At 76.3% G+C, this 22604-nt stretch carries 19 protein-coding genes; 7 read left to right on the top strand and 12 right to left on the bottom strand.

Annotated features, from left to right (window positions below; all coding sequences use genetic code 11):
* Window positions 1-47: 47 nt before the first annotated feature.
* The gene (locus tag ACHZ99_RS18715; protein WP_420305775.1) at window positions 48-1223 is read left to right on the top strand and encodes an exonuclease SbcCD subunit D; all 1176 of its coding nucleotides are present in this window, start codon (window positions 48-50) and stop codon (window positions 1221-1223) included.
* Window positions 1220-4234, top strand: a complete 3015-nt coding sequence (locus tag ACHZ99_RS18710; protein ID WP_420305774.1) for an AAA family ATPase — start codon at window positions 1220-1222, stop codon at window positions 4232-4234. The genes ACHZ99_RS18715 and ACHZ99_RS18710 overlap by 4 nt, the downstream gene beginning before the upstream one ends.
* Before the next feature lie 44 nt (window positions 4235-4278).
* Here the strand turns inward: ACHZ99_RS18710 and ACHZ99_RS18705 are convergent, their stop codons facing one another.
* Both ACHZ99_RS18705 and ACHZ99_RS18700 read right to left on the bottom strand, forming a co-directional pair.
* Window positions 4279-5964: a DUF885 domain-containing protein gene (locus ACHZ99_RS18705; protein ID WP_420305773.1), complete on the bottom strand. Its 1686-nt coding sequence runs from the start codon at window positions 5962-5964 to the stop codon at window positions 4279-4281.
* A 57-nt stretch (window positions 5965-6021) separates the two neighbouring features.
* Complete coding sequence (locus tag ACHZ99_RS18700) at window positions 6022-6492, bottom strand: Lrp/AsnC family transcriptional regulator (RefSeq protein WP_420305772.1); 471 nt, start codon at window positions 6490-6492, stop codon at window positions 6022-6024.
* Between the two features lie 59 nt (window positions 6493-6551).
* On the opposite strand from ACHZ99_RS18700, the gene ACHZ99_RS18695 reads away from it, so the two are divergent.
* The gene (locus ACHZ99_RS18695) at window positions 6552-7778 is read left to right on the top strand and encodes a trans-sulfuration enzyme family protein (RefSeq protein WP_420305771.1); all 1227 of its coding nucleotides are present in this window, start codon (window positions 6552-6554) and stop codon (window positions 7776-7778) included.
* Here the strand turns inward: ACHZ99_RS18695 and ACHZ99_RS18690 are convergent.
* Complete coding sequence (locus tag ACHZ99_RS18690) at window positions 7744-8445, bottom strand: GNAT family N-acetyltransferase (protein WP_420305770.1); 702 nt, start codon at window positions 8443-8445, stop codon at window positions 7744-7746. The two genes, ACHZ99_RS18695 and ACHZ99_RS18690, sit on opposite strands and share 35 nt — an antisense overlap.
* 267 nt (window positions 8446-8712) lie before the next feature.
* The gene (locus ACHZ99_RS18685) at window positions 8713-10245 is read right to left on the bottom strand and encodes an alkaline phosphatase D family protein (protein ID WP_420306055.1); all 1533 of its coding nucleotides are present in this window, start codon (window positions 10243-10245) and stop codon (window positions 8713-8715) included.
* Window positions 10246-10452: 207 nt separating this feature from the next.
* Between ACHZ99_RS18685 and sigJ the strand changes: the two genes are divergently transcribed.
* Window positions 10453-11343 carry an RNA polymerase sigma factor SigJ gene (gene sigJ, locus ACHZ99_RS18680; protein WP_420305769.1) on the top strand — a complete coding sequence of 297 codons (891 nt, stop codon included), beginning with the start codon at window positions 10453-10455 and terminating at the stop codon, window positions 11341-11343.
* Between the two features lie 12 nt (window positions 11344-11355).
* On the opposite strand, the gene ACHZ99_RS18675 is transcribed toward sigJ, so the two are convergent.
* Window positions 11356-12102, bottom strand: coding sequence for an SDR family oxidoreductase (locus ACHZ99_RS18675; protein WP_420305768.1), 747 nt, complete (start codon window positions 12100-12102; stop codon window positions 11356-11358).
* Between the two features lie 166 nt (window positions 12103-12268).
* Between ACHZ99_RS18675 and ACHZ99_RS18670 the strand changes: the two genes are divergently transcribed.
* Window positions 12269-13006, top strand: coding sequence for a GntR family transcriptional regulator (locus ACHZ99_RS18670; protein WP_420305767.1), 738 nt, complete (start codon window positions 12269-12271; stop codon window positions 13004-13006).
* 112 nt (window positions 13007-13118) lie between these two features.
* Here the strand turns inward: ACHZ99_RS18670 and ACHZ99_RS18665 are convergent, their stop codons facing one another.
* From ACHZ99_RS18665 to ACHZ99_RS18655, 3 genes are read right to left on the bottom strand one after another with little or no spacing between them, the layout of a single operon-like run.
* A complete protein-coding gene (locus tag ACHZ99_RS18665; protein ID WP_420305766.1) occupies window positions 13119-14276 on the bottom strand; it encodes an ROK family transcriptional regulator in 1158 nt (385 codons plus the stop codon).
* A gap of 45 nt (window positions 14277-14321) precedes the next feature.
* Window positions 14322-14981 (bottom strand): response regulator transcription factor, encoded by a 660-nt coding sequence (locus ACHZ99_RS18660; RefSeq protein WP_420305765.1) that lies wholly within the window; start codon window positions 14979-14981, stop codon window positions 14322-14324.
* A gap of 4 nt (window positions 14982-14985) precedes the next feature.
* Entirely contained in the window at window positions 14986-16203 is a 1218-nt protein-coding gene (locus tag ACHZ99_RS18655; protein WP_420306054.1) for a sensor histidine kinase, read from the bottom strand.
* A 175-nt stretch (window positions 16204-16378) separates the two neighbouring features.
* On the opposite strand from ACHZ99_RS18655, the gene ACHZ99_RS18650 reads away from it, so the two are divergent.
* Together ACHZ99_RS18650 and ACHZ99_RS18645 are read left to right on the top strand one after the other, a co-directional pair.
* Window positions 16379-17122 (top strand): ABC transporter ATP-binding protein, encoded by a 744-nt coding sequence (locus tag ACHZ99_RS18650; RefSeq protein ID WP_420305764.1) that lies wholly within the window; start codon window positions 16379-16381, stop codon window positions 17120-17122.
* Window positions 17123-17125: 3 nt separating this feature from the next.
* A complete protein-coding gene (locus tag ACHZ99_RS18645) occupies window positions 17126-17866 on the top strand; it encodes an ABC transporter permease (protein WP_420305763.1) in 741 nt (246 codons plus the stop codon).
* 41 nt (window positions 17867-17907) lie between these two features.
* Here ACHZ99_RS18645 and purB read toward each other — a convergent pair whose 3' ends face one another.
* Genes purB through ACHZ99_RS18625 form a run of 4 tightly spaced genes read right to left on the bottom strand, consistent with a single transcriptional unit; the run spans window position 17908 to window position 22604 of the window.
* Window positions 17908-19347, bottom strand: coding sequence for an adenylosuccinate lyase (gene purB, locus ACHZ99_RS18640; RefSeq protein ID WP_420305762.1), 1440 nt, complete (start codon window positions 19345-19347; stop codon window positions 17908-17910).
* 39 nt (window positions 19348-19386) lie between these two features.
* Complete coding sequence (locus ACHZ99_RS18635) at window positions 19387-20157, bottom strand: SGNH/GDSL hydrolase family protein (RefSeq protein WP_420305761.1); 771 nt, start codon at window positions 20155-20157, stop codon at window positions 19387-19389.
* Window positions 20158-20214: 57 nt separating this feature from the next.
* The gene (locus ACHZ99_RS18630) at window positions 20215-21228 is read right to left on the bottom strand and encodes a hemolysin family protein (RefSeq protein WP_420305760.1); all 1014 of its coding nucleotides are present in this window, start codon (window positions 21226-21228) and stop codon (window positions 20215-20217) included.
* On the bottom strand, window positions 21225-22604 hold the full coding sequence (locus ACHZ99_RS18625; protein ID WP_420305759.1) for a hemolysin family protein: 1380 nt from the start codon (window positions 22602-22604) through the stop codon (window positions 21225-21227). Before ACHZ99_RS18625 ends, ACHZ99_RS18630 begins: the two co-directional genes overlap by 4 nt.

The raw sequence follows: 22604 nt of genomic DNA, 5'->3' as shown, positions 1-22604 counted from the left end.
GCCGGGCCGGCGCGGGCTGTCGTACCCCGCCGATACAGTCGGGCCTCATGCGCTTCCTGCACACCTCGGACTGGCACCTGGGCCGCTCGTTCCACCGGGTCGGCCTGCTCGACGCCCAAGCCGCCTTCCTCGACCACCTCGTCGACGTGGTGGCCGCGCGCGGGGTCGAGGCCGTGCTGGTCGCGGGGGACGTCTACGACCGCGCGGTGCCGCCGCTGGCCGCGGTGGAGCTGTTCGACCGGGCGCTGCACCGGCTCGGGGCGCTCGGCGTGCCCGTCGTCATGATCTCCGGGAACCACGACTCGGCGCGCCGCCTCGGCGTCGGCGCCGGCCTGCTGGACCGCGCGGGCGTCCACCTGCGCACCGACCCGGCGGGCGCCGGCGAGCCCGTGCTGCTGCGGGACGCGGACGGCGACGTGGCGTGCTACGGGCTCCCGTATCTCGAACCGGCCCTGGTGCGGGAGGAGTTCGCCACGCCCCGCGGCGGCCACGCCGCCGTGCTGTCCGCCGCCATGGACCGGGTGCGCGCCGACCTCGCCGCCCGCCCGGCCGGCACCCGCTCCGTCGTCCTCGCGCACGCCTTCGTCACCGGCGGCGAGGTCTCCGACAGCGAGCGCGACATCACCGTCGGCGGCGTCGCCTCCGTACCCGCCGCCGTCTTCGCCGGCGTCGACTACGTCGCCCTGGGCCACCTGCACGGCTGCCAGACCCTCGCCGACCGCGTGCGGTACTCGGGCTCACCCCTGGCGTACTCCTTCTCCGAAGCCCGCCACCGCAAGTCGACGTGGCTGGTCGACCTCGACGCCGACGGCGGCGTCACCGCCGAGCGGGTCGACGCGCCCGTCCCGCGGCCGCTGGCCCGGCTGCACGGCCGGCTGGCGGACCTGCTCGCCGACCCCGCCCTCGCGCCGCACGAGGACGCCTGGGTCGAGGCCACGCTCACCGACACCGCCCGCCCGCAGGACCCCATGGCCCGCCTCGCGGAGCGCTTCCCCCACGTCGTCAGCCTCGTCTTCGCCCCCGACCCGGCGGACGGCACGGCGGCGGACACCGCCGCGACCTACGCCGACCGGCTCAGGGGCCGCGACGACCGCGAGATCGCCGAGGACTTCGTGGCCCACGTCAGACCCGGCTCGGCGGCGACCGCGGAGGAACGGGCCGTGCTGCACGCCGCGTTCGACGCCGTACGCACCGCCGGCGCGCGCGAGGAGACCGCCCGGTGAGGCTCCACCGGCTCGCCGTCGCCGCCTTCGGCCCCTTCGCCGGCGCGCAGGAGGTCGACTTCGACGCCCTCTCCGGCGCCGGCATCTTCCTGCTCCAGGGCGCCACCGGCGCCGGCAAGACCTCCGTCCTCGACGCCGTCTGCTACGCGCTGTACGGCGGCGTGCCCGGCGTCCGCCAGGGCGGCACCCTGCGCAGCCACCACGCCGCCCCGGACACCCCCACGGAGGTCGCGCTCGACTTCACCGTCGCCGGCCGCCGGCTGGAGGTCACCCGCCGGCCCGCCCAGCCCCGCCCCAAGCGCAGCGGCACCGGCGTCACCACCGAGCGGGCCACCAGCCTCCTGCGCGAACGCGACCCGGCGGCCGGCCGGTGGCGCGGCCTCAGCCGCTCGCACCAGGAGATCGGCGAGGAGATCGGCGGCCTGCTGGGCATGACCCGCGAGCAGTTCTGCCAGGTCGTGCTCCTCCCGCAGGGCGACTTCGCGCGCTTCCTGCGCGCCGACGCCGAGGCCCGGGCGAAGCTGCTGGGCCGCCTCTTCGACACCGGCCGCTTCGCCGCCGTCGAGGAGCACCTCGCCGAGCAGCGCCGCCGCTCCCACGAGGCCGTACGCGACGGCGACGAGCGGCTGCTGCACCTCGCCCAGCGCATCCGGCAGGCCGGCGGCCCCGCCGCGGCCGGCGCCCCGGACGGCTGGTCGCCCGACGACGCCTCGCCGGGCGACCCCGGCCTCGCCGACGGCGTGCTCGCCTACGCCGCCGTCGCCCGCGCCACCGCCCGCGAGCTCGCCGACGCCGCCGGCCTGCGGCTGCACACCGCCGAGACCGCCCACGCGGACGCCGACGACCACCTCCGGAACGTGACCGAACTCGCCCGGCTGCAACGGCGGCACGCCGATGCCCGGCAGCGGGCCCACGCGCTCGCCGAACGGCGCGAGGAGCGCGCGGCGCTCGACACCACGCTGCGCCGCGCCCGCGCCGCCGCCACCGTGGCGCCCGCCCTGGAGCTGCGCGACCAGACCGCCGCCGCGGCCCGCCGCGCCGCCGCCGCCGAGGCCGCGGCCCGCGCCGCGCTGCCCGGCACCGTCGCCGGCGGCGGCCCCGAGCAGCTCGACGCCCACGAGGCCCGCACCCGGCAGGAGCTCGGCGCCCTCGACGCCGCCCGCCGGGCCGAGACCCGCAGCGCGGAGATCACCCGCGAACTCGCCGCGCTGGAGGAGGAGTCCCGCGCCGACGAGGACGTGCTGCGCGAGGCCGCGGGCTGGCTCGACGGCTGGGACGCCCTCCGAACCGGCCTCCAGCGCCGCGTCGACGAGGCCCAGGAGGCGGCCACCCGCGCGGAGCAGCTCGCCGCCGAGCACGAGACCGCCCGCCGCCGCCTCGACGCCGCCGAGCACCGCGACGAGCTGGACGGCCGCATCGACGAGGCCCGCCGGGCGCAGCTCGACGCCGGCGAGCGCGCCGGCGACGCGCAGCGCACCTGGCTGCACCTGAAGGAGCGGCGGCTGGAGGGCATGGCGGCCGAGCTGGCCGCCCGGCTGGCCGACGGCGAGCCCTGCCCCGTCTGCGGCTCCGAAGCGCACCCGGCCCCCGCCACCGCCGGCGCCGAACAGGTCGGCGAGCGCGAGGAGAACGAGGCCCTGGCCGCGTACCGCGCCGCCGAGGGCGTACGCGAAGAGGCCGGCCGACGGCTGGACTCGCTGCGCCAGACCCGCGCCACCGCCGCCGAGGCGGCGGGCGAGGAGAGCGGGGCCGCGCTCGCCGCCGCCGTCGAGCGGGTCGCCGGTGAGCTGGGCCGGGCCCGGGAGGCGGCCGCCGGCGCCCTGGCCGTACGCGAGCGGCTCGACCAGGCGCACGAGGAGCACGCCCGCCGGGTACGCGGCCGGCAGCAGGCCGAGAGCCGCGCCGCCGCCCGCGCCTCCCGCGCCGACGCCCTCACCGCCGAACGGACGGCCCGGGACGCCGAGGTCCGCGCCGCCCGCGGCGGCGCCGCCGGCGTCGGGGAGCGCGCGGCCCAGCTGACGTCGCTCGCCGACCGGCTCGCCGCCGCCGCCCGCGCCGCCCGGGAGGCCGCGGCCGCCGCCGACCGCAGCAAGGACGCCGACTCCCGCGCCGCCGACGCCGCCTACCGCGCCCGCTTCGAGAGCCCCGGGGACGCCGCCGCGGCGCTGCTCGACCCGGCGGCGCTGCGCGACCTGGAGACGCGGCTGGAGGCGTGGCAGGCCGAGGAGGCCGCCGTCGCCGAGGCCCTGGCCGAGCCGCACGCCGCCGCCGCTGCCGCCCGGCCCCCCGCCGACGTCGCCGCCGCCGAGGAGGCGTTCGCCGCCGCCGGCCGCCGGCTCCGTACGGCCGCGACCGCCCGCGACACCGCCCGCGAGCGCTGCGACGCCCTCGACGGGCTCTCCGCCGACGCGGCCGGGCGGGTGCGCGCGCTGGCGCCGCTGCGCGCGGAGCACCGCCGGGTGTCCCGGCTCGCGTCGCTCGCGGCCGGCACGTCCGCGGAGAACGAGCGGAAGATGCGGCTGGAGTCGTACGTGCTGGCCGCCCGGCTCGAACAGGTCGCCGCCGCGGCGACGGCCCGGCTGGCGCGGATGTCCGCGGGCCGCTTCACGCTGGTGCACTCGGCCGACCGCGACCGCGGCCGGGGGCGCCACGGCCTCGGGCTGCACGTCGTGGACGCCTGGACCGGCACCGAGCGGGACACCGCCACCCTCTCCGGCGGCGAGTCGTTCTTCGCCTCCCTCGCGCTGGCCCTCGGCCTGTCCGACGTGGTGGCCGAGGAGGCCGGCGGCGTCCGGCTCGACACGCTCTTCATCGACGAGGGCTTCGGCAGCCTCGACGAACAGACCCTCGACGAGGTGCTGGACGTCCTCGACGCGCTGCGCGAGCGCGACCGCACGGTCGGCATCGTCAGCCACGTGCCGGAGCTGCGCCGGCGGATCCCGGCGCAGCTGGAGGTCGTCAAGGGCCGGTCGGGCTCGTACGTACGGCACCGCACGGCCGCCGACCGCTGACGGAACCCTCCTGGGACCCGTACGGCCATCACGTCACGCCGGACTCACAGCGCGGACAGCTCGGCCTCCAGGTCGTCCAGCCCGAGGGAGCCCTGCGACAGCGCCGCCATGTGCCACGCCTTGGCGTCGAACGACGCGCCGCGCGCCTTGCGCGCCGCGTCCCGGCCGCGCAGCCAGGCGCGTTCGCCGATCTTGTAGCCGATGGCCTGCCCCGGCATCGACAGATAGCGGGTCAGCTCGCTCTCCACGAAGTCCGCGGGCCGGCCGCTGTGCATCCCGAAGAACTCCTGCGCGAGCGCCGGCGTCCACCGCTCGCCCGGGTGGAAGGGGGAGTGGCCCGGGATCGGCAGCTCCAGGTGCATGCCGATGTCGACGATGACGCGCGCGGCGCGCATCATCTGCGCGTCCAGGTAGCCGAGCCGCCGCTCGGCGTCGGTGAGGAAGCCCAGCTCGTCCATCAGCCGCTCCGCGTACAGCGCCCAGCCCTCGCAGTTGGCGCTGACCCAGCCGATCGTCGACTGGTAGCGGGAGAGGCTGTCCTTGACGTACACCCACTGCGCCAGTTGCAGATGGTGGCCGGGCACGCCCTCGTGGTACCAGGTGGAGACCAGGTCGTAGACCGGGAAGCGGGTCTCGCCCATCGTCGGCAGCCAGGTCCGGCCGGGGCGGGAGAAGTCCTCGGCGGGCGGCGTGTAGTAAGGCGCGGCGGCGCCGCCGGGCGGCGCGATCCGCGACTCCACCCGGCGCACCGGCTCGGCCAGCTCGAAGTGGGTGCCGTCCAGCGCCGTGATGGCCTCGTCCATGATCCCCTGGAGCCACTCGCGGACGGCGTCCTCGCCCTCGATGTGGGTGCCGTGCTCGTCCAGGTGCTTCAGCGCCTCCCACGGGGAAGCGGCGCCGGGCAGGATCTTCGCGGCCTCGGACTTCATCTCGCCGAGCAGCCGGTGGTACTCCGACCAGCCGTACGCGTACGACTCGTCCAGGTCGAGGTCCGCGCCGTTGAAGAAGCGCGACCAACGCGCGTAGCGCTCGCGCCCGACGACGTCGGGGGCGTCCGCCGCGGCCGGTGCGTACACGTCGCGCATCCAGTCGCGCAGCGCGCTCACCGCGGCGGTGGCCTCGCCGGCCGCCGCGTCCAGCTCCCCGCGCAGCGACTCGGGGCCGGCGGTGGTCAGGTCGCCGAACCAGCCGCGCCCGCCGCCCGCCCACTCGGTGAGCTGGCCGACGAACGTCTCCGTCGGCCGCGGCCCGCCGAGGAGCCCCTTGCCCATGCCCTCGGCCAGCGACCGCCGGTACCCGTCGAGCGCCGCGGGTACGGCCCGCAGCCGGGCGGCCAGGTCCGCCCAGTCGTTCTCGTCCGCGGTCGGCATCAGCGTGAAGCACTCGCGCGTCAGGTGCACGGGGGAGTGGATGTTGCTGACGGCCCGCAGCCCCTCGCCGGCGTCGTGGACGGCGAGTTCGGCGGTGAGCCGCTCGCGCAGCAGCCGTCCGCAGCGCCGCTCCGCGTCGCTGTCCGCGCCGGGCTGCCGCTCGGCCTCGTCGAGGGCCGCGAGGGTGGCGCGGCCCAGCTCGGCCACGGCCCGCTGGCCGTCGGGGGAGAAGTCGGGGAGGGCGCGGGAGCTCTCCGGCACGCCGAGCATGGTGCCGCTGATGGGGTCGAGGTCGATCAGGTCGTCGACGTACGCGTCCGCCACCTGCCGGGGCAGTCGCTGGTTCGTGGAGTCGGGCATGCGGGCCATCCTCGTACACCGGGGCGGGCGGCGTCATCACCGAAACGGCGGTACGCCCTACGGCGGCAGCAGCGGGCCGCACTCCCAGTGCTGGAAGATCAGCCGCGTCTCCACCCGGGCCACCTCGCGGCGGGAGGTGAACTCGTCCAGGACGAGGCGTTGCAGGTCCGCGGCGTCGCGTACGGCGACGTGCGCGAGGTAGTCGTCCGGGCCGGTGAGGTGGAACAGGGCGCGGGCCTCGGGCAGCGCGCGGATCCGCTCCACGAACGGGCCGATCAGGTCGCGCCGGTGCGGGCGCACCTGCACCGACAGCAGCGCCTCCAGCCCGCGGCCGAGCCGCGCCGGGTCGATCGCGAGCCGGTGGCCGGTGATCACACCGGCGCGGCGCAGCCGGGCCACCCGGTCCAGGCAGGTGGACGGCGCGACGCCGACGGCGGCGGCGAGATCGCGGTTGGTGGTCCGGGCGTCGTTCTGAAGCACCCGCAGAATCTCCAGGTCCACCGGATCGAGAGCAGGAGAATCGGGCATCGGCCGAACGTAGCACGGAGCAGGCCCGCCCCGGCCCGTACGCGATTCAGCATCGGGGGATGGAGACCCCGTCGCGTTCACTCGCCACCGAGGCCGTGCACGCCGGGCGCGAGGACCTCGCCGCCCTCGGCCTGCACGCCGCCCCGCTCGACCTGTCCACGACCTATCCCTCCCCCGACAGCAGGGGCGAGGCCGCCCGGATCGACGAGTTCGCCGCCACCGGCGCCCCGCTCGAAGGACCGCAGGTCTACGGGCGGCTCGGCAACCCCACCGTCGCCCGCTTCGAACAGGCCCTCGCCCGGCTCGAAGGCACCGAGTCCGCGGTGGCGTTCGCCAGCGGGATGGCCGCGCTCAGCGCCTGTCTGCTGGTGCGCGGCAGCCTCGGCCTGCGGCACGTCGTCGCCGTCCGGCCGCTGTACGGGTGCAGCGACCACCTGCTCGACGGCGGGCTGCTCGGCACCGAGGTGACCTGGACCGACCCGGCCGGCGTCGCCGACGCCCTGCGCCCGGACACCGGCCTGGTGCTCGTCGAGACCCCCGCCAACCCGACGCTCGCCGAGACGGACCTCCGGGCCGTCGCGTACTCCTGCGGCTCGGTCCCGCTGCTGGCCGACAACACCTTCGCCACCCCCGTCCTGCAGCGTCCCGCCGAGCACGGCGCGCGGCTCGTGCTGCACAGCGCCACCAAGTACCTCGGCGGCCACGGCGACGTGATGGGCGGCGTCGTCGCCTGCGACGAGGAACTGGCCGGCGCGCTGCGCCGGATCCGGTTCGCCACCGGCGGCGTGCTGCACCCGCTCGCCGGCTATCTGCTGCTGCGCGGCCTGTCCACCCTGCCGGTACGGGTACGGGCCCAGTCCGCGTCCGCCGCGGAGCTGGCCCGCCGCCTGGCCGGCCATCCGGCGGTGACCCGGGTGCGCTACCCGAAGCTCGGCGGCGCGATGGTCGCCTTCGAGGTGCGCGGCGACCCGCACGCGGTCATCGCCGCCGTGCGGCTGATCACCCCGGCGGTGAGCCTCGGGAGCGTCGACACCCTCATCCAGCACCCGGGGTCGATCAGCCACCGCATCGTCGACCCGGCCGACCGCCGCTCGGGCGGGATCGGGGAGCGCCTGCTGCGGATGTCGGTCGGGCTGGAGGACGTGGACGACCTGTGGGCCGACCTGAGCGCGGCGCTCGACGCCGGCGCGGACACGCGCGCGGAGACGGACACGCGCGCGAAGAGCGCGGCGGGCGCGGACGGCGGCGCCGTCAGCGCAGTCCCGCAGGGTCCGCCGCGGGGGTGACCGGCTCGTCCAGGTGGGCGGTGACGACCAGCGTGGCGCCCTCCACCCGGTACTCCAGCGGCACGCCCGCCTTGCGCACGGTGGCGGCCATGGCGGCGTCCAGCGACCGGCTCACCACGTACACGCTGCGGTAGCCCATGCCCGCCGCGGTCGCGAGCAGCCGGCGCAGCAGGCCGGTGCCGAGGCCGCGGCGCTGCCAGGCGTCCTCCACCAGCAGCGCCACCTCGGCCTCGGCGTCGTCCCACAGCAGGTGCCCGAGCGCCACCAGCCGGCCGCCGCTCGTCTGCACCGCCAGCGTCCGGCCGAAGTGCGGGCTGAGCAGGTGGCGCAGGTAGCCGTCCGCCTCGCCGGGCGGGCCCTGGTAGCGCATGGCCAGCGTCCGCCGCGAGCAGCGCCGGTGCATCTCCAGCGCGGCGTCGAGGTCCGCCGGCCCCGCCTCGCGGACGGTGAGGGGGCGCCCGCCGCGCGGCGCCGTCGCGTCCCGGCGGCGGGGCGGGCGCGCGGTGGCGCGGCTGCCCGGCACCGGGTGGGGCCGGGCGCCCGCCAGGGCCACGGCGGCGAGGGGGTACGGCCCCGGCGCGCCGGGCGCGCGCCGCGGGCCCTCGTGCGGCGGTGCGGTGTCGTCGGCCATGAACTCCAGCTTTCCGGACGGGTGTTGCGTGATCAAGAACGAGCTGTGACCGGATGGTAAAGGGTGAATCGGACCTATGGGGTCAGTTTTCGGCCGACGCCGGGAGCCGGCGCCGCACCCGGCCGCGGCGTCGTGCGTACACGCGAGGGAAGACGCCCGGAAGCGGGTCCATGGTTGCCACCCGCCGGGAGCCGCGGGGTGTACCGGCGTCGGCACATCCCCGCGGCCTGCGCCCCGCGGCGCGCACGCCGCCCGGCGACGCGCCGCCGCGGGACGTCCGCGGACGCCCGGGGCGAGGGGCGGCTACTGCCCGACGAGTCCCGGCCGCAGCACCTTGGTGAACAGCACCGCGCCGCCCTCCTCGCGCAGCCGCACCGTCAGCTCCCGGCTGCCGCCGTCGATCTCCACCTCGCCGTAGAACTGGAACCCCCGGCCCGGCGGGACGTTGCCCGTCTCCGGCGCCTTGACGAACACCCGCTTCGGCCCGAAAGTGCCGTCCAGCGCGCTGGCCGGAAACGCGCCCGCGTGCAACGGGCCGGTGACGAACTCCCAGAACGGCGCGAAGTCCGTGAACCCCGCCCGTGCCGGGTCGTAGTGCTGCGCGGACGTGTGGTGGACGTCCGCCGTCAGCCACACGGTGCCGGTGATCCTCCGGTGCTTGATGTGCCGCAGCAGCTCGGCGATCTGCAGCTCCCGCCCCAGCGGCGCGCCCGGGTCGCCCTGCGCGACCGCCTCGAACGCCGCCGTCCCGTCCGGCACCACGAGCCCCAGCGGCATGTCGGAGGCGATCACCTTCCACTCCACGCGGGAGCGCATCAGCTCCCGCTTCAGCCAGGCCAGCTGCGCGCGCCCGAGGACGCCGTGGACGTCGTCCGGGGCGAGCCCGTCGGAGTTGGCGTTGCGGTACGTGCGCATGTCCAGCACGAAGACGTCCAGGAGCGGCCCGTACGAGATCCTCCGGTAGATCCGGCCGGCGCCGTCCGGGCGCAGCGACTCCACCGGGAAGTACTCGGCGAACGCGCGCCGGGCCCGGGCCGCGAGCACGTCGGCGCGCCGCTCGGTGAAGCGCTCGTCGGTGAGGATCTCGCCGGGGTACCAGTTGTTGACGACCTCGTGGTCGTCCCACTGCGCGATGATCGGCACCTGCGCGTTGAAGCGGCGCAGGTTCGCGTCGAGGAGGTTGTAGCGGAAGTTGCCGCGGTACTCGGCGAGCGTCTCGGCGACCTTCGACTTCTCCTCGGTGACCAGGTTGCGCCACACCGTCCCGTCGGGCAGCGGCACCTCGGCGGTCAGCGGGCCGTCCGCGTACACGGTGTCGCCGCTGTGCAGGAAGAAGTCCGGATCGAGCCGCCGCATCTCGCCGAACACGCGGTAGCCGCCGCGGTCGGGGTTGATGCCCCAGCCCTGGCCGGCGACGTCGCCGGACCAGACGAAGCGCACGTCGTCGCAGCGCGCCGGGGCCGTACGGAACGTCCCCTGGGCCGGCTCGCCGCGGCGGCGGGGGTCGTCGGCGTCCTCCAGCACCACCCGGTAGTGCACCTGCTCGCCGGGCGGCAGCCCGTGCAGCCGTACGGTGCCGGTGTAGTCGGTGCGCGGGCCGAGCAGCGGGCCGCGGCGGCGGCGCACCCGGCGGAACGACTCCGTCGCGGACGTCTCCACGACCATCCGGGCCGGCCGGTCGGCGCGTACCCACACCGTGCCGCCCGCGGCGGTCACGTCACCCACCTGTACGCCCCACGCGGCCTCCGGCCGGCCCCCGAGCGCCTGCGCCGGGGCGCCGCCCGAAAGCGTGGGCACCGCCAGCGCGGCGGACGCGGCGATTCCGCCGCGTAGCACCGACCGGCGTGCGGGGCCGCCGTTCGCTCTGTCTCCCGTGTTCACCTGGGTCTCCCGTCGACGTGCGGATCGTCGTGCGCCGTCAGACCTACCGGCGTGCGTTGCCCATGACACGAACGCCAAGTGAACAACCGCCACCGCGGCGGGGGAAGTACGACGCGCGGGCCCGACTGGACAGAGAGGCGTCCCGTCAGGTGGTATGAGGTGGTGGCAGACGGCACGGACCTCGACGTCTTCGAGGCGCACAGATCCGTCCTGATGGGCCTGGCCTACCGCATGCTCGGCGGCTTCGCCGACGCGGAGGACGTGGTGCAGGACACCTGGCTGCGCTGGTCGGCCGCGGACCGCGAGCAGGTCCGCGACGCGCGCGGCTATCTCGTGCGCATCGCCACCCGGCTCTCCCTCGACCGGCTGCGCTCCGCGCAGGCGCGCCGGGAGTCCTACGTCGGCTCCTGGCTGCCGGAGCCGGTGACCACCGACGTCCGCGGCGACGAGCTGACGGACGGCTCGGAGCGGGCGCTGCTCGCCGAGTCGGTGACGCTGGCGATGCTCGTGGTGATGGAGTCGCTGTCGCCGCTGGAGCGGGCCGTCTTCGTGCTCCGGGAGGCCTTCGGCTTCCCGTACGCGGACATCGGCGCGATGCTCGACCGCTCCGACGACGCGGTGCGCCAGCTCGCCGGCCGCGCCCGGCGGCACGTCAGCGAGCGCAAGCCGCGCTACGACGTGGACGTCGCCGAGCAGCGCCACATCACCGAGCGCTTCCTGGACGCCGCCGCGGGCGGTGACCTGAAGGGGCTGATGGCGCTGCTGGCGGCGGACGTGGACGTGGTCTCGGACGCCGGCGGCAAGGCGAAGGCGCCGCGCCGCGTCATCAGGGGCGCCGACAAGGCGGCCCGGTTCCTCATCGGCGCGACGAAGGACCTCGGCGACCTGGTGGAGCCGCGCTTCGTGATCCGCGAGGTCAACGGCCGGCCCGGGCTGCTGCTGACGACGAAGGGCGAGCCGGACAGCGTCACCGCGCTGGAGCTCCGGGACGGGAGGATCGCCCGTATCTACATCATGCGCAACCCCGACCGGCTCACCGGCCTGACCCCGTAGCCGGAGCGGTCGTCAGAGCCCGCCCGAGACCCGCAGCACCGCGCCCGTGGTGTACGACGCCTCCTCGGACAGCAGCCACGCCACCGCGCCCGCGATCTCCTCGGGCTCCCCGGGCCGGCGCATCGGCACCCGCTCCGGGTTGCGCCACGGCCGCTCCGGGTCGCCCATCGCCGCGTGCATGTCGGTCACGGTCATGCCGGGCTGGACGGAGTTGACCCGTACGCCCTCCGGCCCCAGCTCCTTGGCCAGCCCGGTGGTCATGGCGTCCACCGCCGCCTTGCTCGCCGCGTAGTGCACGTACTCGCCGGGGCTGCCGAGCGTCGCGGCGCCCGACGAGACGGTGACGATCGCGCCGCCGCCGCCCCCGTGCCGGGTGGACATCCCGCGCACCGCGCGCCGGGTGCAGATGAACGCGCCCATCACGTTCACGTCCAGCACCCGGCGCATCACGTCGAGGGACGTCTCGTCGAACCGGCCGAGCGGCCCGGTGATCCCCGCGTTGTTCACCAGCCCCGTGACCGGGCCGAGGCGCTCGCGGGCGGTGTCGAACAGCGCGTCGACCTGACCGGCGTCGCTGACGTCGGCACGTACGGCCACACACGCCACCCCCTCCGCCCGCGCCTCGGCCGCCACCCCCTCCGCCGCGGCCTCAGCCCGCTCGTACGCGAGCGCCACGGCGTGGCCCGCCCGGGCCAGCCGCCGCACGACCGCCGCGCCGATCCCGCGGCTGCCTCCCGTCACCACTGTGACCTGGTCCATCGCTGCCTCTCCACCGTCGTCGGCCCGCCGGACGGACCGTACCCCGAGGGCATTGGTCTTGACCAAGTCCGGGCAGCGGCTTACTGTCGGCGAGAGATACTGCAACAACCTTTCATAAACAACCGCGCATAAAGGCGGCCAGGCCGACGGGGATTGCGAGGATCAGGTGGGGACCACGCAGCCGGACACCGTGACCGAGCTGAAGTACTGGCATCTCAAGGGCGTGATCAGCGAGGCCCTGGAGTCGGAGTTCTCGGTGGGGGAGATCCTTCCCAACGAGCGCGAGCTGGCGGCCCGCTTCGGCGTCGCCCGCGCGACCCTGCGCCAGGCGCTCGACCAACTGGAGCTGGAGGGGCGGCTGCAGCGCAGGCGCGGCGTCGGCACGACGGTCGCGCCGCCGCGCGTGGGGGTCCCGGTGGGCACCCCGCGGCAGATGTGGCCCGGCGAGGCCGACGACGGCTGGGAGGCCGTCGACGCGGCCGCGGTGGCGGCGCCCGCTCCCGTCGCCCGTATGCTCGGCACCGACGCGTCCGAGCCCGTGCACCGGGTGCACCGCTCCCGCAGCCGCAACGGGCAGCCGGTCGCCGCCGAGCTGATCTACCTGCCGGGCGGCTCCGCCCCCGGCTTCAGCCGCGGCGACGCCGCCACCGGCGCGGTCCGCGCCCGCGCCGTGCTGCACGAGCTGTACCGGCTGCCGCTGGAGGGCCAGGACCGCTCCGTCGAGCTGGGTTCGGCGCGGGCGGAGGACGCCCGCGAGCTGGACCGGCTGCCGGGCGCCCCGGTGCTGGTGGTCACCACGCGCTACGTCTCCGGGGGGCGCACGGCGGCCGTCGCGGTCTCGACGTACCGCGCCGACACCTGCCGGCTCACCCTCGACGCGGACGCGGCGGTGCTGGCGAGCTGAGGCCGCCGCCCGCGGGCCGCTCCCCGGCCCGCCGTCCGGGCGGCCTCCCGGGTCGTACGAACCGGGCGGGAGCCCCCGGCCGGGGCTCCCGCGCCGCGCCCCGGCGCGCGGCTCAGCGGCGTGCCGTGACCGTGCTCTCCACGGCGAACAGCTCCTCGTCGAGGTGGTCCAGGGCCAGCCGCAGCGCCCCCGTCGCCACCGCCGCCTCGCCCAGCAGCGACAGCACGACCTCCGGCGTCCGCAGGCAGTAGCGGGCCAGCTCGGCGTGCAGCGGCTCCAGCACGTCGTCCACGCCCGCCGCCCAGCCGCCGATCACCACCAGCTCCGGGTCCAGCGCCAGCACCAGCGCGGCGACGTCGTGCACCAGCCGCTGCATGAACCGGTCCACGGCCCGGCGCGCCCGCCTGTCGCCGCTCTGCGCCAGCGAGAAGACCTCGGCCACCGCCGGTTCGTCCAGCGGGTGCAGCGGCTCGCCGGTGACGCTCAGCAGCTTCTCCGGCGTCGCCTCCCGGCCGAGCAGGTGCAGCGCCCCGATCTCACCCGCCGCCCCGCCGAACCCGCGGTGCAGCCGCCCGCCGATCAGCGACCCCGCGCCCGGGCTCAGCCCGGCGCGCACGAAGACCACGTCCTGCGAGTGCCGGGCGGCGCCCTTCCAGTGCTCGGCGACGGCGGCGGTGTTCGCGTCGTTCTCCACCAGCACCGGACAGCGGAATGAACGGCCCAGCCGCTCCGCGAGGTTGATGCCCGTCCAGCCCGGCAGCGCGGCGCTCAGCCGCACCAGGCCGTCCGCCTCCACGATGCCGGGGCTGCCGACGCCCACCGCGCGCAGCGAACTGCGCGCCACGCCGGCCCGGCGCAGCACCTCCTGCACCACGGTCCGCACCGCCGCCAGCCGGTCGTCGGCCTCCGCGGCCTCGTCCACGGTGCGGGACGCCGAGCCGCGCAGCCTGCCGTCGAGGTCGGCGAGCAGGACGGAGACCCGGTGCGGGCCGATCTCGATGCCCAGCAGGTGACCCGACTCGGCGTGGAAGCGGAACGTGCGGGCCGGCCGGCCCTGGCGCCGCGCCGTGCCCTCCTCGGCCGCCGCCTCCACCACCAGGCCGCTGGCGGCCAGCCCCTCCAGCACCCCGTCGAGCGTGGGCCGGGACAGCCCGGTGCTCCGCACCAGCTCGGTCAGCGTCGCCGGGCCCGCGGCGCGCAGCGCGCGCAGGACGACGGCGGAGTTGATCCTCCGGAGCAGGGACGGATCCCCGCCGGTGAGCTGCCCCAACGTCAGCCTCCCTGACCGTGCCTTCCGGATAGCGGATCGTATCGGCTATCCGGCCGCGCCGGGAGCGACGAACCCGGACTCGTACGCCGTGATCACCGCCTGTGTCCGGTCCCGCGCGCCCAGCTTCGCCAGCACCGCGCTGACGTGCGACTTGACGGTCTCGGTGCCGAGCACCAGCTCGGCGGCGATCTCGGCGTTCGACAGCCCGCGGGCGACCAGCCGCAGCACCTCGCCCTCCCGGTCGGTCAGCCGCGCGGCCGCCACCGCGGCCCGCGCCTCCTCGTTGCCGTGCCCGGCGGCCAGCGCCCGCAGCGCGGCCGGGAACAGCAGCGACTCGCCCTCGGCGACCAGCCGCACCGCGTGCACGATCTCCGCCGGGCGGGCGCGTTTGAGCAGGAAGCCGTCGGCGCCGGCGCGCAGCGCCCCGTACACGTACCGGTCCTCCTCGAAGGTGGTCACGACGAGGATCTTCGGCGGCGGGGCGAAGGCGCGGAGCACCGCGCGGGTGGCCTCGATGCCGTCCATCAGCGGCATCCGCACGTCCATCGCGACGACGTCCGGCGCCAGCCGCCGCACCAGCGGGATCACCGCCGCGCCGTCGGCCGCCTCGCCCACCACCTCGATGTCCGGCTGCGCTTCGAGGATCGCCCGCAGTCCGGCGCGGACCAGGGCGTCGTCGTCGACGAGGAGGACGGAGACGGGCACGCCGTCAGGGTATCGGCAGCGTGACCCGCACCCGCCACTCGCCGTCGCGGGGCCCGGCGACGGCCTCGCCGCCGAGCAGCGCGGCGCGCTCGCGGATGCCGCGCAGCCCGCTGCCGCCCTGCCCCGAGCCGGCCGCCTGCGCGGGCAGCCGGTTGCACACCCGCAGCTCCAGCTCGCCGGCCGCGGCCGCGATACGTACCGTGACCGGCACCGGTCCCGCGTGCCGCAGCACGTTCGTCAGGCACTCCTGCACGATGCGGTAGCCCTCCCGCGACACCGGCCCCGGCACCGTCTCCAGCGGCCCCTCGATCTCCGCGCTGATCGTCGCGCCGGCACCGCGCGCGGAGGCCACCAGCCGCTCCGCCTCGGCCAGCCCCGGCCGCCGGGACGGCGGCGCGGAGTCCTGGCGCAGCAGCCGCAGCACCCGCTCCAGGTCCTCCAGCGCCTCCCGGCCGGTGTCCTCGATCGCGGTCAGCGCCCGCTCGGTGAACTCCCGCGACCCCGCCGCCCGGGCGGCCCCCGCCTGCACCACGGCGACGGTCAGCGCGTGCCCGACGGTGTCGTGCAGCTCGCGGGCCAGCCGGTTGTGCTCCAGCAGCAGCTCGGTGCGCTCCTCCAGCGCCGCCAGCCGCTCCGCGGCCGACGGGCCGAGCAGCCGGGGCGCCAGCGCCGCCGTCAGCGAGCCGAAGACCCGCACGACCGCGAGCACCGCCGCCGCCACGACCGGGATGAGCAGCGGGTACGCACCGTTCCACGCGCCCGGGAGGGGCACGACCTCCGCGTTGAACCACCGCCACTCGGCGGCCGAGGTCAGCGCCACGATGACGAAGACGCCCTGGACGGCGGCCACCGCGGCCGTGAACCCCAGCCACATCCGCAGCACCAGCCAGACGAAGACCCGGCCGCGGTCGGCCCAGGCGGTGGCCGGCGTGCTCGCGAGCGCCGCCGGCTGCTCCTCCCCGTCGTGCGGCCCCGGGAACAGCAGCAGCCGGGCCTGCGCCGTCTCCAGCACCCGGGTGGCGGGGACCGCCGCCGCGGCGGCGAGCGGCGGCACCGGGGCGACGGCGAGGAGGACGTACCCCAGCAGCGGCGGCACGTCGTCCGGCCCGACGACGAACGCGCCCAGCATGGGCAGCGCCGCGGCGATGCACAGGTGCAGCCACCGGGTGTACGTCACCGCCCGCAGCGCCGGCCGCAGGGCCGCCCGCAGCGGCCGCGGCAGGCGGCCGGCGAGCGACCGGGGAAGGGACCGGAGGACCGGGGGACCTCCCCGGGAAGCGCGTGGCACGCCGTCCATCGTGCCAGCGCCGCCCGGCGGGCGGCTCCCCCGCGCGGGGGAGGGCGAACCCGCGCGCGGGGGAGGCCCCGGCACCGCCCCGACCGGCAGCGTTGTCCGTATGACAGCAGCGACAGCGATCGAGGTCCGCGACCTGACCAAGGTCTACGGGGGCGTCCGGGCCGTCGACGCCCTGACCTTCACCGTCCGGCCGGGCCGCGTCACCGGCTTCCTCGGGCCCAACGGCGCCGGCAAGTCCACCACCATGCGCCTCGTCCTCGGCCTGGACCGCGCCACCTCCGGCACCGCCACCGTCGGCGGCCGGCCGTACCCGGAGCTGACCGACCCGCTCCGCCACGTCGGCGCGCTGCTCGACGCGCAGGCCGCCCACGGCTCCCGCACCGGCCGCGCGCACCTGCGCGCGCTGGCCGCGAGCAACGGCCTGCCGGACGCGCGCGTCGCCGAGGTGCTGCGGCTGACCGGGATCGAGAGCGCCGCGGGCCGGCGGGTACGGACGTACTCGCTCGGCATGCGCCAGCGCCTCGGCATCGCCGCCGCCCTGCTCGGCGACCCGCCGGTGCTGCTGCTGGACGAGCCGTCCAACGGGCTCGACCCCGAGGGCATCGTGTGGATCCGCGGGCTGCTGCGCCGGCTGGCCGGCGAGGGGCGCACGGTGCTCGTCTCCAGCCATCTCATGGCCGAGACCGCCGCGTTCGCCGACCACCTCGTCGTGCTCGGCCGCGGCCGGCTGCTCGCCGACGCCCCGCTGGACGAGTTCGTCGGGGGCCGGGCCGACCTGGAGGAGGCGTACCTCCGGCTGACCGCGTCGGCGGCCGAGTTCACCAGCGGGACCGGGGAGGTCTGAGAGATGAACGCCAAGGCCGTGCTCCGCTCGGAGTGGATCAAGATCACGACGCTGCGCGGGACCGTCTGGTCGCTGGCGTGCGTGCTGCTCGTCACCGCCGGCTTCGGGATCCTCGCCAGCTCCGCCCAGGGCGGCGCCGAGACCCTCGACGGCGACTTCGACCCGCTGTTCTCCGTCCTCACGGGCGTGGGCCCCGGCCAGATCGCCGCGATCGTCTTCGGCACGCTCGCGGTGTCGTCGGAGTACCAGAGCGGGCTGATCCGCGCCACGCTGGCCGCCGTGCCGCGGCGCGGGCTGCTGTACGGGGCCAAGCTCGCCCACGTCGCAGGGCTCACGTTCGCCGTCGGACTGCCGACGACGTTGCTGTCGTTCCTGGTCGGCGGCGCCGCGCTCGGCGACCGCGCCCTCGGGCTCGGTGACGACGGCGCGCTGCTCGGCGTCGTCGGCGGCGCCGTCTACCTCACGCTGATGGCGCTGCTCGCCGCGGGCCTCGCCGCCGTGCTGCGCAGCGGCATCGCGGTGCTGGGGATCCTGATCCCGTTCGTGCTGGTGGTGTCGATGGTGCTCGGCGTCGGGTCGTCGGCGGGGGTCGCGGACTACCTGCCGGACCGGGCCGGGCAGCAGGTCCTCTTCGCCGACCCGCCGACGGACGTCCCGCCGCCGGCCGGCCTGGCCGTCACCGCGCTGTGGGCGGGGGCGGCGGTGCTGGCCGGCTGGTGGACGCTGCGGCGGCGGGACGCGTAGCGGAAGGGGCCGCCGGGGCTACGGGGCCGGGGCGGGCGGCGTCACAGGATCGCCCCGGGCGCGTAGCCCGCCGCCTCCGGGTGCCGCTCCACGACCTCCTCGACCCGCGCCGCCACCGCCGCCACCTGCTCCTCGGCCGCGCCGGTGAACGACAGCCGGTCGGCCATCAGCGCCGCCAGACTCTCCCGGCCGAGCGGGATGCGATCGTCGGCGGCGAGCCGGTCGAGGAGCTCGTTGCGCTCGGCGCCGCGCTCGCGCATGGCCAGCGCCGCGGCCACCGCGTGCTCCTTGACGACCTCGTGCGCCTCCTCCCGGCCGACCCCGGCCCGTACCGCCGCCATCAGCACCTTCGTGGTGGCCAGGAACGGCAGATAGCGGTCCAGCTCGCGGGCGATCACCGCCGGGAAGGCGCCGAACTCGTCCAGCACCGTCAGGAACGTCTCCAGCAGCCCGTCGAGCGCGAAGAACGCGTCCGGCAGCGCCACCCGGCGCACCACCGAGCAGGAGACGTCGCCCTCGTTCCAGGTGTCGCCCGCCAGCTCCGCCGTCATCGAGGCGTAGCCGCGCAGGATCACCATCAGGCCGTTCACGCGCTCGCAGGAGCGGGTGTTCATCTTGTGCGGCATGGCGGACGAGCCGACCTGGCCCGGCCTGAAGCCCTCGGTGACCAGCTCGTGCCCGGCCATCAGCCGGATCGTCTTCGCCAGCGACGACGGCGCGGCGGCGACCTGCACCAGCGCGGTGAGCACGTCGTGGTCCAGGGACCGGGGGTAGACCTGGCCGACGGAGGTCAGGGCGCGGGCGAAGCCCAGGTGGCCGGCCACCCGCCGCTCCAGCTCCGCCAGCTTCGCGGCACCCTCCGCACCGCCGCCGAGGAGGTCGAGCATGTCCTGCGCGGTGCCGACCGGGCCCTTGACACCGCGCAGCGGATAGCGCGCGAGCAGGTCCGCCACCCGGTCGTACGCGGTCAGCAGCTCGTCGGCGGCGGTGGCGAACCGCTTGCCCAGCGTGGTGGCCTGCGCGGCGACGTTGTGCGAGCGGCCCGCCACCACCAGCCCGGAGTGCTCGCCGGCCAGCCGGCCCAGCCGCGCCAGCACCGCGACCGTGCGGTCGCGCACCAGCTCCAGGGACCGCCGCACCTGAAGCTGCTCCACGTTCTCGGTCAGGTCGCGGGACGTCATCCCCTTGTGGATCTGCTCGTGCCCGGCGAGCGCGTTGAACTCCTCGATCCGCGCCTTCACGTCGTGCCGCGTGACCTTCTCGCGCTCGGCGATCGAGACGAGGTCGACGTCGTCCAGCACCTGCTCGTAGTCGGCGACGGCGCCGTCCGGGACATCGACGCCCAGGTCCCGCTGGGCGCGCAGCACGGCGAGCCACAGCTGCCGCTCCAGGACGACCTTGTGCTCGGGGGACCAGAGGGCGGCCAGCTCCGCGGAGGCGTAGCGGGCGGCCAGGACGTTGGGGATGCGCGGCTTGTTCACGTGGGGAGATTCTACGGGCCGGGCGGGCGGGGGCGGGCGTCAGGCGTCGTACGGCAGCAGCTCCGGGCGCTTCGGCGCCCGGCCGTCCCCGGAGGAGCGGCCGGTGAGCCGGCGGTGCACCCACGGCAGCAGATGCATACGGGCGAAGCGGAGGTCCGCCGTCCGGCGGGTGAACCACGGCGGCGGCGCCGGCGGCGGCAGCGGGCTCGTCCAGTCGTACTCCGGGGCGCCGCCGAGCGTCTGCCACACGGCCTCGCCGACGCGGCGGTGGCCCTCGGGCGTCAGGTGCAGCCGGTCGTCGTCCCACAGCCGCACGTCGCGGAGCACCTCGGCGCCGTAGAGGTCCACGACCAGCGCGCCGTGCCGCGCCGCCAGGTCGTCGATGTGCGCGAAGAGCTGCTCCATCCGCGGCCTGACCCGCTGAAGCACCGGGCCGTTGCGGCCCGGGCTGCGCATGAGCACGAGCTGCCCGCAGCTCGGTGCCAGCCGCTCCACCGCCTCTTCGAGCGCCCCGCACACCCGGTCCATGTCGCAGCGCGGCCGGATCGCGTCGTTGAGCCCGCCGACGAGCGTGATGACGTCGGGCTCCATGGCGGCGGCCCGGTCGACCTGCTCGTCGAGGATCTGCCGGATGAGTTTGCCGCGGACGGCCAGGTTCGCGTACCGGAAGCCGGGCCGGGCCGCCGCGAAGCGGGCCGCGAGCAGGTCGGCCCAGCCGCGGTAGGTGCCGTCGGGCAGCAGGTCGGACATGCCCTCCGTGAAGGAGTCGCCGACCGCGACGAAACTGGTGTAACGGGCATTCTCGTCCATGGCGCCGCCGATCCTACCCGCCGCCGCGGACGGCCCCTCCGGCGGCCGGGCCGCAGGTCACGACTCCCGGCCGACCAGCTCGCGGAGCACGTCCTCCATGGTCACCAGGCCCGTCACCCGGTCCTGCCCGCCGGTCACCGCGGCCAGGTGGGTGCGGCTGCGGCGCATGGCGGTCAGCACGTCGTCCAGCGGCGCGCCCGCGCGCACCCGGGCGATGCGGCGCATCGCGGTGCGCGGGAAGGGCGCCTCCCGGTCGTCGGCCCCGAGGGCGTCCTTGACGTGCAGGTAGCCGAGGATCCGGCCGCTGTCGTCGACCACCGGGAAGCGGGAGAAGCCGGACGCGACGGCCAGGGCCTCCAGCGCCTCCGGGGTGACGCCGACGGGCGCGGTCACCACGTGCCCGGTGGGCACCACCACGTCGCCCACCGGCCGGCGGCCCAGCTCCAGCGCGTCGCGCAGCCGCCCGGCGGACCGGTCGTCGAGCAGCGCGGCCTCGGCCGAGTCCGCGACCATGCGGGCCAGGTCGGCGTCGGAGAACGAGGCGGCGACCTCGTCGCGGGTCTGCACGCGCAGCAGCCGGAGCAGCGCGTTGGCGAAGGCGTTGACGGTGAACACGACGGGGCGCAGCGCCCGGGTGAGCGCCACCAGCGGCGGGCCGAGGAGCAGCGCGGAACGCACCGGGTCCGCCAGCGCCACGTTCTTCGGCACCATCTCGCCGAGCAGCATGTGCAGGTACGTCGCCACCGCCAGCGCGATCGCGAACGAGATCGGGTGCACCAGCCCGTGCGGCACCCCGACCGCGTCGAACAGCGGCTCCAGCAGGTGCGCGATGGCCGGCTCGGCGACGACGCCGAGGACCAGCGTGCACAGCGTGATGCCGAGCTGGGCCGACGCCATCAGCGTCGAGACGTGCTCCAGCCCCCAGAGCACCCCCCGCGCGCGGCGGTCGCCGTTCAGGGCGTACGGCTCGATCTGGCTGCGCCGCACCGAGATGAGCGCGAACTCCGCGCCCACGAAGAAGGCGTTGAGCACCAGCGTCAGCAGCCCGACGAGCAGCTGGACGGCCGTCATGCCGACTCCCCCCGCCGGGCGGCCGCGCCGCCGTCGCCGTTGCCGCCGCCGTCGTCGTCCGGTGCCGCGCCCGGCGGCGGGGCGTGCAGCAGGACGCGCGCCGCGCGGCGCCCGGTCGCGTCCACCACGTCCAGGCGCCAGCCGCCGACGTCCAGCCCGTCCCCGTCGACGGGGATCCGGCCCAGCTCGGTGGCGACCAGCCCGGCCAGCGTCTCGTACGGACCCTCCGGCACCCGCAGGCCGATCTCCGCCAGCTGGTCGGGGCGCACCCCGCCGTCGGCGTCGAAGAGCATCCGGCCGTCCGGGTCCGCGCCGCTGCGCAGCAGGTCGGGCGTCTCCAGCGGGTCGTGCTCGTCGTGCACCTGGCCGATGACCTCCTCCACGACGTCCTCCATGGTCACCACGCCGGCGGTGCCGCCGTACTCGTCGATCACGACCGCCAGGGAGTGCCTGTCCGTCAGCCGGTCCATCAGGTCGTCGACGGGCAGCGTCTCGGGCACCGGCACCGGGTCCCGCAGCAGCCGGGTCAGCGGGTGGCCGGCCCTCCGGTCGGCGGGGATCCCGAGCACGTCCTTGACGTGCACGTAGCCGAGGACGCTGTCCAGGCTGCCGCGGTAGACGGGGAAGCGGGACAGGCCGGTGGCGCGGCAGGCGCCGACGACGTCCTCGACGGTGGCGTCCGCGTCCAGCGCGACGACCTGCATCCGCGGCGTCATCACGTTCTCCGCCGTCAGGTCCGCCAGCCCCAGGGTGCGGACGAACAACTCGGCGGTGTCGGCCTCCAGCGAGCCCTTCTTCGCCGAGTGCCGGGCCAGCGCGGCGAGTTCCTGCGGGCTGCGCGCCGAGGCCAGCTCCTCGGCCGGCTCCAGGCCCATCAGCCGCAGCACCCGGTTGGCGGTGTTGTTCAGGTGGCCGATGAACGGGCGGAAGACGGCGCTGAAGGTGCGCTGGAAGGCCGAGACCCGCCGGGCCATCGCGAGCGGACGGGAGATGGCCCAGTTCTTGGGCACCAGCTCGCCGACGACCATCAGCACGACCGTCGACAGCGCCGTACCCAGCACCAGCGCGACGCTGGAGACGGCCGAGCCGGGGACGCCCACCGCGCGCAGCGGGCCGCGGAGCAGGGAGGCGACGGACGGCTCGGCGAGCATGCCGACGACGAGGTTGGTGACGGTGATGCCGAGCTGCGCCCCGGAGAGCTGGAACGTCAGGCTCCGTACGGCCTGGAGCGCGCCCGCCGCGCCGCGCTCACCCCGGTCCACGGCCCGTTCCAGCTCGGCCCGCTCCACCGTCGTCAGCGAGAACTCGGCGGCCACGAACAGGCCGCAGGCCAGGCACAGCGCCAGGGCCAGGACCAGCAACAGCAGCTCGGTCAT

The sequence above is a fragment of the Streptomyces sp. MAR4 CNX-425 genome (genome assembly GCF_048656465.1).
Classification (GTDB): Bacteria; Actinomycetota; Actinomycetes; order Streptomycetales; family Streptomycetaceae; genus Streptomyces.
This window is presented reverse-complemented; position numbering and strand designations above follow the sequence as displayed.